The organism is Anabaena sp. CS-542/02, from assembly GCF_028331085.1.
GTDB classification, from domain to species: domain Bacteria; phylum Cyanobacteriota; class Cyanobacteriia; order Cyanobacteriales; family Nostocaceae; genus Anabaenopsis; species Anabaenopsis arnoldii.
Window position 1 is genome coordinate 16,739 of record NZ_JAQMTM010000043.1, and the last position, 16,439, is coordinate 33,177.

Below are 16,439 nucleotides of genomic sequence, written 5' to 3' on the forward strand. Positions count from 1 at the left end.
TGAGGAATTATAATGATTTAGAATGTGAAGATACTTTGAGTTAATTTAAGTATCTATTACAGGGAGTCAGAACCCCCACCTCCAAGGCGGGGAGATAGACAAATGCCTCATCTCACCAGGGATTTAGTCTTTATTGACTGGCTTTCAGGGACAGTTTTCAAGACATACCTTGCTATGCTCCCGCCATTTCTCTGCTCCCTTATGCAAACTATTAAACATCCTTACAGGGGTTGAGGAAGTCTAGTTTGCATAGTTAGTCATCTTAAACCGTCTTGGCCACTAACATTACCGGAGTGACAGGAGTTACAAGCATACAGGGAAATGCATCAGTACTACTTGTCTCACCGCCAAAGGGTAAAAGGGAATCAATTTCCCCAATATGTCCGCCCAAGACAGCCAGATTCTGGCCTTTGTTCATAAATTTCCCAGCAACCACGACACGGAGCTTCTAGTAAAACAACTGTATCCATACATGAGGAAATATACATAAGTCTATGCTCAACTAATTCATGTATCTTGATTGAAAAACTAGTAGGCTTCATCAATAAACTATGAAGCCCCAGCACTGATTACAGTGTATCTGGTGGAACAACCTCAGGTTGATATGATGTTGATATGAGTCCTTCTCTCAAAGAGAAATCGCCACTTGAATACACAACTAGACATAAACTTAGAAGTTTAGAGGTGTGATTCACATCTAACATAGATATTCCCAAGACTATATATCAGTATACGGATATATCAGTATATAGATGATATTACTACTCATATTGATTTTTCCACTGCCAAAAATTAGATCATCCGGCTCAACTACCCATTAAAGTCGAGTTGAGCAGGCAGATGAGGCCTTGGAACTATGACACCACAGACTAACTACTTCGCCCCCAGAGTAGAACTACTACCACTGTTAAAATCTACTACCTACTGAGGTGATGGTGACAATATCTTAATAAAAATTTTACTAATAAACATTTTGATGTATTTCCATGTCAGAAGCACAAACCACAGCACTTCTTTCAGCAGATGACTCAAGTTGATCGGCAGGTATTGTTACAACAACTAAAATCAGATTACCGCCATATTCTTCTCAATTACTTCACCCCAGACAAAACTCTGAAAGAACAAATCGATAAATTTATCAATGCAGTATTTTGTGCTAATATTCCTGTGCCACAAATCCTTGAATTTCATATGGAATTAATTGAAGACTTTTCCACACAACTAAAGCTCGAAGGAAGGAGTGACGAAATATTACTTGATTATCGCCTAGCACTAATAGATATCCTCGCTCACCTGTGTGAACATTATAGATGTTCAATCTCTAAAGAGAGTAAATTTGTCAGATGAATCAATCCAAAAAAACCTATGTTCTCAAGCTTTATGTAGCTGGCAACACACCCAACTCAGTTCGAGCCTTAAAAATACTTAAAAACATTTTAGAGCAAGAATTTCAAGGTGTATATGCCTTAAAAGTAATTGATGTCCTAAAGAACCCCCAGCTAGCCGAAGAAGATAAAATCTTAGCCACCCCAACATTATCTAAAATTTTACCTCCACCGGTGCGCAAAATCATTGGTGACTTATCAGACAGAGAAAGAGTATTGATTGGATTAGACTTACTTTATGAAGAACTGGGCGAAGAATATTGGGAATAATAAACAAGGGTTCGTCATACAAATTTGCTAACAAATCACCAATTTTAGTAATATAAAAAGCGGGTATAAAACCCATATCCTAGTAAGCAATGAGCGAAAAAGACCAAGCAACGCCAAACAACACCCCCTTGGCTGGGGTAGAAAAGATTCGCACGATGATAGAGGGCTTTGATGACATTAGCCACGGAGGGTTACCCGTTGGTAGAACTACTTTAGTTAGTGGTACATCTGGCACAGGTAAAACCTTATTATCACTGCAATTTCTTTATAACGGTATTACCCGATTTGATCAAGGGGGTGTATTTGTAACCTTTGAAGAATCACCCAGTGATATTATTAAAAATGCGGAAATTTTCGGTTGGAATTTACAACAGCTAATTGACGAAGGTAAGTTATTTATTCTGGATGCTTCACCGGATCCCGAAGGTCAAGATATCGTAGGTAACTTTGACCTTTCAGCCCTGATTGAGCGTTTGCAATATGCAATTCGCAAATATAAAGCCCAAAGAGTATCAATTGACTCCATCACAGCCGTATTTCAGCAGTATGAAGCCATGGGAGTAGTGCGGCGAGAGATTTTCCGTCTTGTAGCCCGTCTCAAGCAACTACAGGTCACAACTATAATTACTACTGAACGTAGTGAGGAATACGGTTCTGTTGCTTCATTTGGAGTAGAAGAATTTGTTTCCGACAATGTAGTAATTGTGCGTAACGTTTTAGAAGGAGAACGGCGGCGCCGCACAATTGAAATTCTCAAATTGCGTGGCACAACTCACATGAAAGGGGAGTATCCTTTCACAATTACCAATGCAGGAATTAATATTTTTCCCTTGGGAGCCATGCGCTTAACTCAACGCTCCTCTAATATCAGAGTATCCTCTGGAGTCGAGACCCTAGATAAAATGTGTGGGGGTGGTTTCTTTAAAGATTCTATCATTTTGGCAACGGGAGCTACCGGAACTGGTAAAACTTTATTGGTCAGTAAATTTTTGCAAGATGGCTGCATCAATGGTGAACAAGCAATATTATTTGCTTATGAAGAATCACGCGCCCAACTGTCTCGTAATGCTTACTCTTGGGGTATTGACTTTGAAGACTTAGAACGTCAAGGGTTACTGAAAATAATTTGTACTTATCCTGAATCAACTGGTTTAGAAGACCACTTGCAAATTATTAAATCAGAAATTGCCATGTTTAAGCCATCTCGCATTGCCATTGACTCCCTATCAGCACTAGCTAGAGGAGTCAGTAATAATGCCTTTCGCCAGTTTGTCATTGGTGTGACTGGTTATGCGAAACAAGAAGAAATCACCGGTTTTTTCACCAACACAACTGACCAATTTCTGGGATCACATTCCATTACCGACTCCCATATTTCCACAATTACTGATACAATCTTAATGTTGCAGTACGTAGAAATTCGGGGGGAAATGTCACGGGCGATTAATGTATTTAAAATGCGGGGTTCCTGGCACGATAAAGGTATCCGTGAGTACAATATTACTGCTGATGGTCCGGAAATTAAAGATTCTTTCCGTAACTACGAACGAATTATTAGTGGTGCACCTACCCGGGTTAGTATCGATGAAAAGGCGGAACTATCTCGCATAGTGCAACGGTTTGACAACAAACCGAGCTCCGACTCCCCAATTTAGAGTCGTGGTAATCCATACCTAAATTGAGGATCGTGCTATATTCGGCTCATAAGACGGGTTTTCTGCCCCTAATCTTGATTTTCGTGTGAGGGGATGCGGTGAAAGGACAATATTTATTTTATAGTTTCTTACCTGGCGTCACAGCAGCAGTATTAACAACCCAAACTGCTTTGGCGACGACAGTGAGCGGTACACCAATTGTGTCTTCTGCTGGGGTCTTGACCTTTCCTGACAGTCAAACCTGGCGGGGAGACAATATTAATACCCAAATGCCTGATACTCAGGCGGAGATTTTTCCAGATATAGTACCAGAATCTGAGTTAACTAGACTGCAATTACAGTCTTCAATTAGTAAGAATAATCCAGCGAGCTTGAGCAAAAAGACTGGGACACCTCTAGCAAATCAGCCCTCTCAAAAAGATGAAGGTAAAGTCGGTGTCACACATGGGCGGAATTTTGCCCAAACCTCAGAGCAGCATCATCATTTTCAAAACCATCAACAACCAAGTCAAGTCGCGACTTCAGGGAATAAATTAAATCAAACTGTTGTGGCGAATGTGATCCCACCCAGAACTTCTACCCACCCAGTCAGTTTTACCCTGTCGGCTTTACAGCAACCAACAGCGACTGGTAAACAACAGGAAACTCATTTATCGACAATTCTACCGACTGCGGTCACCGGCGGAAGAGCAACAAAATTACTGGGGGTACATGGTTGTTCAGCTATTAGTGGCTGTCTCCCTCCCTCAAGAACTAGGAACTTGATAGCTGCGAGTTATCCATCTGCTAGCAACACCAACTCAGGATCGGTCAATACTGGGGGGATATTAACTTTTCCCTCAGCAGGAACTGAGTATGTTGCACCTGTAACCACGGGGGAAAATATCACACCGGTGGAAAAGGTGGAATTTACCCCTACTAATAGCGTGGAAATTCCTGATTACCTAACTCCTAGTCCCAATCTCCTGCAATTTCCGACTAAACCAGAGGAAGTAAGACTGGAAACTAATCAGCCCATTACTTTGGCGCAGGCCTTAGAACTAGCAAAGCGCAACAATCGAGATTTACAGGTGTCTATATTGGAGCTAGAACGGGCTCAAGCCGCCCTACGCCAGGAGCAAGCTGCTTTGTTGCCCAATCTGGGTCTTACTGCTGATGTCAGTCGCGGCCGGTCTGCTGGAGATCAGCTAGGGTTTAAAAGACAACAACAACTAGGTAATCCAAGAGCATCAGAACCCGAAGCTAATACGAATTTCACAGGAGAAGCCCAACTGAGTTATAACCTGTTTACCTCTGGGAGACGGCAAGCTACCATTAAACAGGCGGAAGAGCGGTTAAAGTTCAGTGAGTTGGCTGTAGAGCGCCAATCGGAAGAAATTCGCTTGAATGTGGCTACGGAATACTACAATTTGCAACAAGCAGATGAACGAGTACGCATCGCCCAATCTGCTGTGGAAAATTCCCAGGCCAGTTTACGAGATGCACAAGCTTTAGAAAGGGCTGGGGTGGGTACGCGATTTGATGTTTTGCAATCCCAAGTTAACTTGGCTAATTCCCAGCAAGAACTGACTAATGCTCGCTCCCAGCAGGAAATTGCTCGTCGCATTCTGGCGACTCGCCTCAGTGTGCCACAATCGATAAATCTGAGTGCGGCTGATCCTGTGCAATTGGCTGGTCTGTGGAACCGAGACTTAGAAACTAGCATTGTGTTAGCGTTTCAAAATCGTCCAGAACTTCAACAGCAATTGGCACAACGTAACATCAGTGAACAACAGCAGCGAGAAGCACTTGCATCCCTAGGTCCTCAAGTTCGCTTCATTGCTAGTTATAACCTGCTAGATCAATTCGATGATGGTGTTAGTCTTACTGATGGCTACTCTGTGGGAGTTAGGGCTAGCCTGAATTTGTACGATGGTGGAGCCGCCAAAGCTAGCGCTGCTCAGGCAAAAACTAATGTGGCGATCGCAGAAACTCAATTTAGTGAACAGCGCAACCAAATCCGCTTCCAGGTTGAACAGGCTTTTTCTACCCAGCGAGCTAGTTTAGAAAATGTCCAAACTGCTAATGCTGCTTTAGAACAGGCTAGAGAGGCTCTGCGTTTGGCTCGGTTGCGATTCCAAGCCGGTGTAGGTACTCAAACTGATGTGATTAACTCCGAAAACGACCTAACAAGAGCAGAAGGTAATCGAATTACAGCTATTTTAGATTACAATCGCGCTTTGGCTCAGTTACAACGAGCGGTTACCAGCAGGGCTTTAGCTGAGTAAATTCCCTAAAAAACCTGTGGGATATTGCTTTTTTGCCCCCTGAATAAATCTGGGGGCTGTTCCTCCGCTATCATTGACCCGCAATAGTACCAAATTCCTAAGTGGCCATGGTGACAACATGAAAAGGGAAATCAGTTAAAGTAAAGATAAATAAACAAAGCCCTTTAAAATAAATGGTTGCTATACCCTTAGAGGAAATCTCTACTCAACTAGAAAGTGCCAATTTACGCGATCGCATGGTAGCCCTAGCTAGCTTGCGTCATATATCCCCGGAAGACGCAGTACCCCTAATTAAAAAAGTATTGAATGACGAATCGCTGCAACTGCGCTCTATGGCAATATTTTCCCTGGGAGTGAAACCCACAGCCGAGTGTTATGAAATTTTAGTAAAAATTCTGGAAAATGACCCAGATTATGGTATACGTGCCGATGCAGCGGGTGCTTTAGGATATTTGGGTGATCCTAGAGCCTTTGAGGTGCTAGCAAGGACTTTTTATGAAGATACTGACTGGCTTGTGCGCTTTAGTGCTGCTGTATCCTTGGGAAATATCAAAGATCCACGGGCCCATGATGTTTTAATTCAAGCCTTAAATAGCAGCGAAACCGTATTACAAGAAGCCGCAATTTCCGCACTGGGTGAAATACAAGATATTGATTCTGTAGATAGTATTCTGCGCTTTGCTCAGTCAGATGATTGGTTAGTGCGCCAACGCCTGGCGGAAGCCTTAGGAAATCTTCCTACTACTAAGAGTATTTCTGCTTTAAAATACTTAGAAAAAGATCGGCATCCCAACGTTGCGGAAGCGTCGAGGATTTCCCTGGGAAAGCTGGAAAAACAAACCTTAAAAGCTTAATCCCAACCCTGGGATGTTTAACCTTTTGTTGCAGGGTAATTTTATTCATGAATATTGAAGAATTTTTTGAGTTGAGTGCTGGTAAATGGTTTTCTCATCGTACTAGTCACCATTTAGCCTTTAAACAATCTGAAGATGGCAAATCAGACATCTTAATTGAGAGTCTAGCCGCTGATCATCCAGAGGTAATCAAACTGTGTGAACAATACGAAATTGCCCCTAGGAAGGCCTCCTGTGGTGCTAGAGTCACCTGGAATGGTACCATGGAATGGGATGAAGAAAAACACATCGGCTCTACTGTGTTAGTTACCGTACCGGATGAGAATAATCCCCATGAAGGTAAATTACTCAGAGAAATGGGTTATGCGGAGAAAGCCCCCGTCGCTGGAACCTATAAAATGGGTAGCGATGGGGCTTTGACCCTCTTAACAGAGTATGAAACCATGTCTAGTGAAGAACGTTTATGGTTCGCTAGTCCGAATTTACGGATGCGGGTGAGTGTCCTCAAGCGTTTTGGCGGTTTTAGTATGGCTTCCTTTACGTCGGAAATCCGTATGGGTGCATCGGCTGCAAAAGCATCAGAAACAGCCAATTCCGCCTCTAGTTAGTTCTCTTACTCCTTTCTCCTTCGAGGTTATACTTTACCTACATCTTGCCTAACATTCTTGAAAAGCTTATAGAATAAGGATTTCGAGATGTGAAAAATGCACTCCTCGTGACAAAAAGTAATAGATAGCCTCGAAGTACAGGGTTTAGCGGTGAGGTCTTTTGAGGAAGATGTCACATTTGTAACAAGTTGGACAGAATCTGGGGTAGTGGTAGGACAATAATTACTAACAATCCCATGGCCATCAATCCTAAAATGTCACGTTTATTATCCAGTTCGGTGACATCATTCAAAGCCGGTTCATCAATCAAGGGGATAAAGTATAAGATAATTGCCCACAGCAAAAATCCTGACTGCACCAAAGAAAGTAGTAGCAGTAATAAGCGAGAAATTTGACCAATGACCATGGCGGTTCTTTGCCCAAACATCGCATGGACAATGTGACCCCCATCTAATTGTCCCACGGGCATCAAATTCAAGGCTGTGACCATTAGCCCCAGAAAACCGGCTATGGCCAGGGGATGAAGGTTAATTGCTGATGTTGAGGTTAACTGGCTCCCTAATGCTAACTTAGATAGCAATGCTAATAAAATAGAAGATTTGGGGTTGAGAGCTTCCGGGTTGAACAGTCCTGCTTGGTCAGTAAGAGGAACCAATTCCGAATTCACCAAACCCCATAGTAGTATAGGTAGAGTGATGAAAAAACCTGCCAACGGGCCCGCAATGCTGACATCAAATAAAGCTTTGCGGTGAGGAACGGGACTACGCATTTGAATAAATGCGCCAAATGTGCCCAAAAAGAAGGGCAAAGGAATAAAATAAGGCAGGGTTGCCCGAATTTGGTAGTACCGCGCCGTCAAATAATGACCCAGTTCGTGAACGCCCAAAATAGTGATCAGACCTAGGGAATAGAGTAATCCTTGCCAGAACATCCTGGGGTCAGATACTAATTGTTGTGGGTCAGATCCAGCGATGCTAGCCCCCACTAGAGTAGTAGTAATTAAAGTGGCTACAAGCAAAAATAAAGCCAATCCTGGGCGTGTGATCTTTTGTGGCTGACTAGGATTTCTAGCTGCTTGAGTGTTAGGTACAAGGATAAAGAAAGGTTTACCATTGAAACCTTCTTGGAAAATTAGTAGAAAGCGATCGCCAAATTCCGCTTCTATATTGGACTTAATCTGCTGATAAGCTTGAGTAGGTGTAGTTCTGATCTGACCCCGACAGATAATAGCCTGGGGTCTGTACTCAATGTTGTGGATGTAGTATACAGACCAGGGAAAACAATTTCTCAGTTGAATTTCTTCGGTTGGTTCAATGGGTCGCACTGGTACTGGTTCTGCGGTAGGATGGATAGCCGATTGTGATCTAATATCTTGGGGTTGAGTGGGTGTATTTCTGGGCTTTCTCCGTCCCCATTCCAACAGCACCCAGTATAACAGAACTTAATTAATTCAAAAAGAAGTTCAATTCTGTCACCTAATTTTCTACACTTTCGGTTTTTATTCATGTGCGCCTTACCTCAACAGCCAAATCAGACAGCGAAGCTACCACGTCCGGTGCTAGATAGGATCTTTGCGTTTCCACCCAATCGGGACACATTAGGAGGAACCTCTTATCTTATTGTAGGAAATGAGGGCAATATTCTCATAGATTCTCCGGCTAATGACCCCATAAATCAAGATTTTTTGCGATCGCATGGTGGCGTGCGTTGGTTATTTCTGACTCATCGAGGTGCTATTGGTAAAACAGCACAAATTCAGCAAACCTTTGGTTGTGAAGTTCTGATTCAAGAGCAAGAAGCCTATTTACTACCTGGATTAACCTTGACCACCTTTACCCAGGAATTTAGACTCAATTCCACATCTCAAGTGATTTGGACATCTGGACATTCTCCGGGTTCATCTTGTTTGTACTACAGTGATTTGGGGGGGGTGTTATTTTCCGGTCGTCATTTAGTACCTGACCCCACAGGGGAGCCAGTAGCTTTTCGCACTACCAAAACCTTTCATTGGTCTAGACAAATTAAAAGTTTGCAATTGCTCCGAGAAAGGTTCACAGCCGAAACACTCCAGTACATCTGTCCCGGTGCTAACACAGGTTTCCTCAGAGGAAAATATGTAATAGATAATGCTTACCAACGCCTTGTTAGTGCCTGTGTTAGCATTAGGGTCTCCCCTGTCTCAAGTAACTGATAATTCACGTGTTAATTAATCAATCAAATCCCCGATTTCTGGAAGAAATCGGGTATAGATTAGAAATCTGTGTTAATTAACCCCAGTATCGACCCCAGCAAATACAGAACTTGTCTTCAATAATTCCAGCGCTCCTTGATATTGCAAATCTTCTGGGGTAGCAATTTGTGTACGGGTAATTGATTCTTGGGAAATCACCTGATCTGGGGTAATTCCTAATTTATTAATATCTCGATGTGATGGTGTTTCGTACTTAGCAATGGTCACTGCCAAGCCAGAACCGTCGGATAATTCAAACAGAGACTGAATTAGACCCTTACCAAAAGTAGTTTCCCCCACCAAGGTAGCACGATGGTTATCTTGCAGCGCGCCGGCGAGAATCTCACTAGCACTAGCGGTACCCTGATTTACCAAAATCACCAGGGGGTCATCTGTCAAAGCCGGGCCAAAGGATTCAAAACTGCCCTGAATACCCTGGCGGTTGACGGTGTAAACTATAGTACCGGAGTTCAACCACAGACGGGCAATTTCAATTCCCGATTGTAATAACCCCCCAGGATTATTCCGCAAATCTAAAATATAGGCAGCCGCGCCTTTCTTCTCTAGACTAGAAATAGCATGGGCTAATTCCATAGAGGCGTTAGCGTTGAATTGAGTCAGACGCAGGTAGCCAATGGGGGTACCTTGGGGAGAAAAGCGTAGGTCTGCGACGACAGGATTCAGCTCAATGCGATCGCGTACTATTCTCACCTCTTGTTCTGCGCTATCATCCCGTGAAATCAAAAGTGTCACAGAACTACCAATAGGACCGCGCATTTTGGCAGCCGCCTCGTCGAGAGTTAAATTATCTGTAGAAATCCCTTCGATTTTCACAATGCGATCGCGGGGTTTAATCCCTGCTAAATCTGCTGGCGAGTCCATGATAGGAGTCACCACTTCCAGCTTACCGGTTTCGGGATTGATAGCAATTTGCAACCCTACCCCAGTCAGTTCACCAGAAGTATTCACCTGCAAACTGCGGTACTGCTCGGGGTCTAAAAACCTTGTAAACGGATCCCCCAGAGTCTGGAGCATTTTCCGAATCGCTGCATAAGCAGCTTCTTGGTTTTTTATTGGCTTCTCCAGAATCTTTTGCCGCACCCCAGACCAATTTTGATAGTTAAATGTCTCATCCAGGTAATTGCGATTGACAATTCGCCAAACTTCTGAAACTAATTTCTGCTCATCCGTCAAAGCCGCCGCTGGTGGGATAAAAGCCCCCACCACCAACCAAAGAGCCACCAGCAATGAAAATCCCAGCCGAAAAACCTGTTTTTGCATGAACCCCATTTTCAAAATCCACCTGCTCCCAAATTTGCCAAACAATACTGAGGAAAAATGCCTATTTACCTCATCCTTGATGAAATCTATCTCTCAACTATGTTACTTTTTTTATAGAAGTGGTGCATTCCTCTCATCAAGCTGTTGCTATAACTGATGGGCTGCATTCCACCCAGGAAACGATAAGATCGACTTGGTAGCGAGCATTTGTGGTGTTAGCTTGCCAAGAGAACGCAATATATTCCATATTTACAGAGTGTTAAGTTTTCCAAAAATTCTGATCACTCTGCTCAAAGCCAAAGTAACTCCACTTTGTGAAAATCCCAAAATAGTTAATTGGGAGATTAATCAACCGCAACCGATTTTTAGGAACTTGAGATTGTATGGCCAACGTTTATGACTGGTTTGAGGAACGCCTAGAACTTCAGGCCCTCGCTGATGACGTCACTAGCAAGTATGTCCCTCCCCATGTCAATATCTTTTATTGCTTGGGCGGAATTACCCTGGTTTGCTTTCTGATTCAGTTCGCGACTGGATTTGCGATGACGTTCTACTACAAGCCCACTGTAACTGAAGCTTATGCCTCGGTACAGTACATTATGAATGAGGTCAATTTCGGTTGGCTGATTCGCTCCATCCATCGCTGGTCTGCCAGCATGATGGTGTTAATGATGATTTTGCACGTCTTCCGGGTATACCTCACCGGTGGTTTCAAAAAGCCCCGGGAATTGACTTGGGTCAGCGGTGTGATTCTAGCAGTCATCACTGTTTCTTTTGGTGTTACAGGCTACTCCCTACCTTGGGACCAAGTTGGTTACTGGGCGGTAAAAATCGTCAGCGGCGTACCAGAAGCAATTCCGGTAGTTGGCGTTTTTATTTCTGATATGTTACGCGGTGGTTCTAGTGTTGGTCAAGCAACCCTGACTCGCTACTATAGCGCTCACACCTTTATACTGCCTTGGTTAATTGCGGTGTTCATGCTGTTCCACTTCTTGATGATCCGCAAGCAAGGTATTTCCGGTCCTTTGTAATCCAATAAAGCCACAATGGGAAAAGGCGACAGCTTTGAGTTCCCAGATGCAAATGTTTGTTTTAAACTTATGAGAAATCAGCAATTTATCGCTCATAAGCGACAATAAAAACAAAGATTTGTATTTGAAGCTCAAAGCTATAGATACCCCCCCGTTAGGGTAAGCCTCATAGCTCATGGCTTTTACAAATGCTTTAACTGAATTTGAGCAGGAGAGCGTATTTAAATATGTCAACGCAGAAAAAACCCGATCTGAGTGATCCTCAGTTAAGAGCTAAACTCGCCAAAGGCATGGGTCATAACTACTATGGTGAACCCGCTTGGCCTAATGACCTACTGTATATATTTCCCATTGTGATTATGGGTTCATTTGCTTGTATTGTGGCTCTAGCTGTGCTAGATCCAGCAATGACAGGTGAACCAGCTAATCCTTTCGCCACCCCCCTGGAAATTCTACCAGAGTGGTATTTGTATCCTGTATTCCAGATTTTGCGATCACTTCCTAACAAACTTTTAGGAGTGTTAGCAATGGCTGCTGTACCCCTGGGGTTAATCCTCGTTCCCTTTATTGAGAACGTGAACAAATTCCAAAATCCCTTCCGTCGTCCAGTTGCAACTACAGTGTTCCTCTTTGGTACATTAGTAACTGTATGGTTAGGTATTGGTGCTGCTTTACCATTAGACAAATCTTTGACATTGGGATTGTTCTAAACTAAGTAGCAAAACCTCTTTGACACCTGTAGTTTGAAGATCATCCTCCAAAATTAGCATTTGATATTCAGAACTGCTGAACCGCTCAAATTTGATTTGACAGATGCTGGTAATTCTGGTCGATGTTATTTTGAAACTTACAGGTGTCAACGTAAAATTACGTGCAAAACAGCTGATGGGCGAGGCGATATCAAAGTAACTAGGCCTGCGATCGCTGCTTGAACCCAGAATCAATCCCCCGTCATTTATGCGGGGGAATGCCTCCATGAAATTATATTTAAGTCAAGGTCAATGCTTAGCATAGTGCAGCAAGACCATCTGGCGGTAAAGAGCGAACTCAAGCTCCTAAACTACGTACAACAATGGTTTGAGCAATTTTGTCTCACATATTTGTCTCAATTGGGCTGGTCACAAACCCAACTTTATCGCCTCAACTTAGCATTAGCAGAGGGTTTTACCAATGCAGTTCGTCACGCCCATAGTGCTTTACCACCAGAAACTACCATCGAAATTGAAGTGAGTCTATGGATTGACAGACTGGAAGTGAGAATTTGGGATCAAGGAAAACCTTTCAATCCTGATGCGATCGCGGAGCCACAGCCGGGTACACTCCAAGTAGGTGGATATGGATGGTTTCTGCTGAGAAGATTGGCTGACCATGTTGTCTACGAACGCAGTGCTGATGGTAAAAATTGTTTATTAATACTCAAATACGCCAGAGAAAACTAGCTACTAACCCTGGAATCGGGTATAAGCCCATAGTCGCAAAACTCAATTAATATTTCTTGACCTTTGGTGGTTGACCGTGGGCTTTTGACCCGGCATTAAAATCGCTATCCTAGAGGGAGAGCAAGAAAATAATTTCAAAAATGAGCCTTAAATCTTTGGAATTGAGTCTGGAAAAACTGCGACCTTGGCTGACTATGTTAGCAGTTTTCTGGTTGCTAGCATCACTAGGCTTAGGCTGGCTGGTAAATTCGTTGTTAATTATCTTTGGTTTGCTGTTATTTACACCCGTTGTCGCCTTCTTCGGCTTGCGCTGGTGGCTACAACGCAATTTAGTAACTGACCAATGTCCCGTCTGTAATTATGAATTTTCAGGTTTAAATAACACTCAGGTGCAGTGTCCTAATTGTGGAGAGCAATTGTCAGTAAAACAAGGACATTTTCAGCGCTTCACACCAGAAGGTACAATTGATATTCAAGCGATCGAAGTCCCAACTAAATCACTCAAAGAACAAAAGTAACCCAGATGGACACCCTATAAAAACTTTACCAGTAAATTAAGTCAAAATTTTAACTCTCAAAAGTTATGTTACAAGCACAACATAACTTTTATCCTTACTCTGGTAAACCTGGAACTTGAAGCAAATCTAATCCCCGTGTAAAAATTTCATCAATGGGTAACATTTGTCCATCAGTAGTCATAAACTTATGGTCTTTTGTCGCCCGGATAATTGAACCATCTGCTAAAGCATATTCAACTACTTCTTGTTCTCCCCGATCATGCCACTGTAGAATAGGTTGGGTATAAACATTGCCATTTTTATCAACACTATAAACATGAGATTCCAGAGACTTGTGGACAATTTCCCCAATGGGAATCAAGCCATATTCCACCGTTAAAACCTGCGTATCATAGCTCAAACAATATTCGGCAAAGTTTAACATTTGATCAAACAATTCCTCAGCTACCTGTTTTTTTACCCCATTCTTCGCCGCACCATCAACAAACTTTTCCCGCTGCTTTTGCATTTCTGCAACCTTCTTCTTACCCATAGCGCGGCGTAATAAGTCAGCTTGTCCTAGGGAATATCCAGCCATATCTTGAGCAATTTTCATAATTTGCTCTTGATAAACCATAATTCCATAGGTTTCATTCAGTATGGGTTCGAGAAGAGAATTTTGGTAATCAATCACCTCACGCCCATGTTTACGGTTAATAAACTTAGGAATGAGTCCCGCATCTAGGGGTCCGGGTCGATAGAGTGCCAAAATAGAAGAAATATCTTCAATATTGGAAGGCTTTAAATCTCTGACTATCTGACGCATCCCCGAAGATTCTAATTGAAATATTCCTTCTAAATCCCCAGCTTCTAAAAGTTCATAGGATTTTTTCACATCTTTGGGTAAAGTTGTATGTTCACCCTTAGCTAATATTTTTTGAGATTTTCTTTCCTGACGTGTAATTTCATCTGGGTCAATGCGATAACCTCTGCTTTGTTCAATTAAATCAATTGTTTTTTGAATCAGGGTTAAGTTACGTAACCCGAGAAAATCCATTTTTAACAAACCCAGTGATTCCAAGTCTTCCATAAAATATTGGGTAATCACCGCACCATCATTATTCCTTTGCAGTGGCACAATTTCATCTAAGGGGTCAGCAGAAATCACCACCCCAGCAGCGTGGACACCAAAAGTTTTATTAGTTCCTTCAATTCGCATGGCCATATCAACCCAATGGCGGACTTGCGGATCATTATCGTATTTTTCCTTAAACTCTGGTGCTGGGGTTTCGTCGGAAATCATCACTTTGAGTTTAGTGGGTTTACCCCGGACTACGGGAATTAATTTCGCCATTTTGTCTGATTCCCCATAGGGAATATTCAACACTCTAGCGACATCTTTTAAAACGGATTTAGAGGTGAGGCGGTTGAAAGTAATAATTTGAGCAACTCTATCTTTACCATATTTTTCAGTTACATATTCAATCACTTTGTCACGTTTTTCAATGCAAAAATCTGTATCAATATCAGGCATTGATTTACGTTCCGGGTTCAAGAATCGCTCAAATAATAAACCATGGTGTACCGGGTCTATATTAGTAATTCGCATAGCATAAGCCACCAAAGAACCAGCAGCAGAACCACGACCAGGACCTACAGGAATGTTATTATCTCTGGCAAATTTGATGTAATCCCAAACTACTAAAAAGTAGGTAGAAAACCCCATAGTCTGGAGCATTTTTAATTCATATTCTAATCTTTCTCTATATACTGGCTCAACTTCATTGCGGGATTTGCGGTTTAACCTTTCTAATAGTCCTTGCCAAGCTACTTCTTCAGCGTAAGTGTCGGGAGTATGACCTGAAGGTATGTATGGTGTGGGAATCTGAGGTTCACCCATAATATTATAAACTCCCACTTTATCAGCAATTTCTGCAGTGGTGCTGATAGCTTCAGCAATGACATCATCTGGTAAATGGTCACGGAATAACAGTTTCATTTCTGCTGTGGATTTGAGGTATTCCGTGCCGCTATAACGCATCCTTTTATCTTCACTAATTAGCTGTCCAGTTTGAATACATAGTAAAGCGTCATGTGCTTCCACATCAAAACAAGATATAAAATGAGAATCGTTAGTCGCAATAAATTTAATTCCTAATTCCCGCGCAATTTTAACAATTTCTACATTGACAATGCGGTCTTCTTGAGATCCGTGGTCTTGAATTTCTAAATAGTAATCATCCCCAAATAGTTCTTGATACCACTTGGCAATTTTCCGGGCTATCTCTGGTCTACCACTGAGAATTGCTTGGGGTATTTCTCCACCTAAACAAGCACTAGTGACGATTAAACCTTCACGATATTGTTTGAGTAGATCTTTATTAATACAAGGACGAGAAAAAATTCCCTTACCTTGTACCCCTTCCAGGTGGGAAATTGTGGTAATTTTAACTAAGTTTTTGTAACCTTGAGTATTTTTAGCTAAAACAACTTGATGATATTTGGGGCGGCGTTCTTGTTTGGTAATATCGCCGTTGATGATATACATTTCGTTGCCAATAATTGGCTTAATGTTTTTACTCCGGCAGATTTTAATCAATTCTACAGCACCATACATGACACCATGATCAGTCAGGGCGATCGCTTTCATCCCCAGAGCGATGGCTTGATCGACCAACTCCGGTAGCTGACTAGCTCCATCGAGCAAACTATAGTCACTGTGAATATGTAATGGTACAAAGGACATATAAGTCTCCAAGCAAAAGCTGATAGTACTGCAATATAGTTACTAAAAATATAGTCAAATATTTTTAGCTTGGTAAGGTCTAAACCTTACTGGGCTAACTACAAGCCTCTCTACTGAGTTTCCATCAAAGATAGAGTCCCCAGCTACCTTTCTTAATATATTTAGGGAACCATTCA

The 16,439-nt window shown here is 42.3% G+C and carries 14 protein-coding genes and 1 pseudogene; 11 read left to right on the forward strand and 4 right to left on the reverse strand.

Annotation, left to right across the window (positions count from 1 at the left end; all coding sequences use genetic code 11):
* Positions 1 to 262: 262 nt before the first annotated feature.
* A complete protein-coding gene (locus tag PN447_RS04270; protein WP_271761083.1) occupies positions 263 to 418 on the reverse strand; it encodes a hypothetical protein in 156 nt (51 codons plus the stop codon).
* 542 nt (positions 419 to 960) lie between these two features.
* Here PN447_RS04270 and PN447_RS04275 point away from each other — a divergent pair.
* From PN447_RS04275 to PN447_RS04300, 6 genes and pseudogenes are all read left to right on the forward strand, one after another.
* A pseudogene (locus PN447_RS04275) lies at positions 961 to 1,347 on the forward strand (KaiA family protein); the annotation flags it as partial.
* On the forward strand, positions 1,344 to 1,655 hold the full coding sequence (gene kaiB, locus PN447_RS04280; protein ID WP_271734779.1) for a circadian clock protein KaiB: 312 nt from the start codon (positions 1,344 to 1,346) through the stop codon (positions 1,653 to 1,655). The pseudogene PN447_RS04275 and the gene kaiB, both read left to right, overlap by 4 nt.
* An 89-nt stretch (positions 1,656 to 1,744) precedes the next feature.
* Entirely contained in the window at positions 1,745 to 3,310 is a 1,566-nt protein-coding gene (gene kaiC, locus PN447_RS04285) for a circadian clock protein KaiC (protein ID WP_271761087.1), read from the forward strand.
* A 98-nt stretch (positions 3,311 to 3,408) separates the two neighbouring features.
* Entirely contained in the window at positions 3,409 to 5,577 is a 2,169-nt protein-coding gene (locus PN447_RS04290; protein ID WP_271761089.1) for a TolC family protein, read from the forward strand.
* A gap of 173 nt (positions 5,578 to 5,750) precedes the next feature.
* Positions 5,751 to 6,431, forward strand: a complete 681-nt coding sequence (locus PN447_RS04295; protein WP_271761090.1) for a HEAT repeat domain-containing protein — start codon at positions 5,751 to 5,753, stop codon at positions 6,429 to 6,431.
* A 47-nt stretch (positions 6,432 to 6,478) separates the two neighbouring features.
* Positions 6,479 to 7,039, forward strand: a complete 561-nt coding sequence (locus PN447_RS04300) for a phycobiliprotein lyase (protein ID WP_271761091.1) — start codon at positions 6,479 to 6,481, stop codon at positions 7,037 to 7,039.
* A gap of 172 nt (positions 7,040 to 7,211) precedes the next feature.
* Here PN447_RS04300 and PN447_RS04305 read toward each other — a convergent pair whose 3' ends face one another.
* A complete protein-coding gene (locus tag PN447_RS04305; RefSeq protein ID WP_442867074.1) occupies positions 7,212 to 8,462 on the reverse strand; it encodes a site-2 protease family protein in 1,251 nt (416 codons plus the stop codon).
* 81 nt (positions 8,463 to 8,543) lie between these two features.
* Here PN447_RS04305 and PN447_RS04310 point away from each other — a divergent pair, with 81 nt between their 5' ends.
* Complete coding sequence (locus PN447_RS04310) at positions 8,544 to 9,230, forward strand: MBL fold metallo-hydrolase (protein WP_271761093.1); 687 nt, start codon at positions 8,544 to 8,546, stop codon at positions 9,228 to 9,230.
* Between the two features lie 72 nt (positions 9,231 to 9,302).
* Here PN447_RS04310 and ctpA read toward each other — a convergent pair whose 3' ends face one another.
* Positions 9,303 to 10,559 carry a carboxyl-terminal processing protease CtpA gene (gene ctpA / locus PN447_RS04315; protein ID WP_271761095.1) on the reverse strand — a complete coding sequence of 419 codons (1,257 nt, stop codon included), beginning with the start codon at positions 10,557 to 10,559 and terminating at the stop codon, positions 9,303 to 9,305.
* 374 nt (positions 10,560 to 10,933) lie between these two features.
* On the opposite strand from ctpA, the gene petB reads away from it, so the two are divergent.
* From petB to PN447_RS04335, 4 genes are all read left to right on the forward strand, one after another.
* Positions 10,934 to 11,581, forward strand: a complete 648-nt coding sequence (gene petB, locus PN447_RS04320) for a cytochrome b6 (RefSeq protein WP_200989569.1) — start codon at positions 10,934 to 10,936, stop codon at positions 11,579 to 11,581.
* A gap of 227 nt (positions 11,582 to 11,808) precedes the next feature.
* Positions 11,809 to 12,291, forward strand: a complete 483-nt coding sequence (gene petD / locus PN447_RS04325) for a cytochrome b6-f complex subunit IV (RefSeq protein WP_271761097.1) — start codon at positions 11,809 to 11,811, stop codon at positions 12,289 to 12,291.
* A 291-nt stretch (positions 12,292 to 12,582) separates the two neighbouring features.
* The gene (locus tag PN447_RS04330; RefSeq protein ID WP_271761099.1) at positions 12,583 to 13,020 is read left to right on the forward strand and encodes an ATP-binding protein; all 438 of its coding nucleotides are present in this window, start codon (positions 12,583 to 12,585) and stop codon (positions 13,018 to 13,020) included.
* A gap of 140 nt (positions 13,021 to 13,160) precedes the next feature.
* Positions 13,161 to 13,538 carry a hypothetical protein gene (locus tag PN447_RS04335; RefSeq protein ID WP_271732019.1) on the forward strand — a complete coding sequence of 126 codons (378 nt, stop codon included), beginning with the start codon at positions 13,161 to 13,163 and terminating at the stop codon, positions 13,536 to 13,538.
* Positions 13,539 to 13,632: 94 nt separating this feature from the next.
* Here the strand turns inward: PN447_RS04335 and PN447_RS04340 are convergent, their stop codons facing one another.
* Entirely contained in the window at positions 13,633 to 16,263 is a 2,631-nt protein-coding gene (locus PN447_RS04340; protein WP_271761101.1) for a DNA polymerase III subunit alpha, read from the reverse strand.
* Positions 16,264 to 16,439 lie beyond the last annotated feature (176 nt).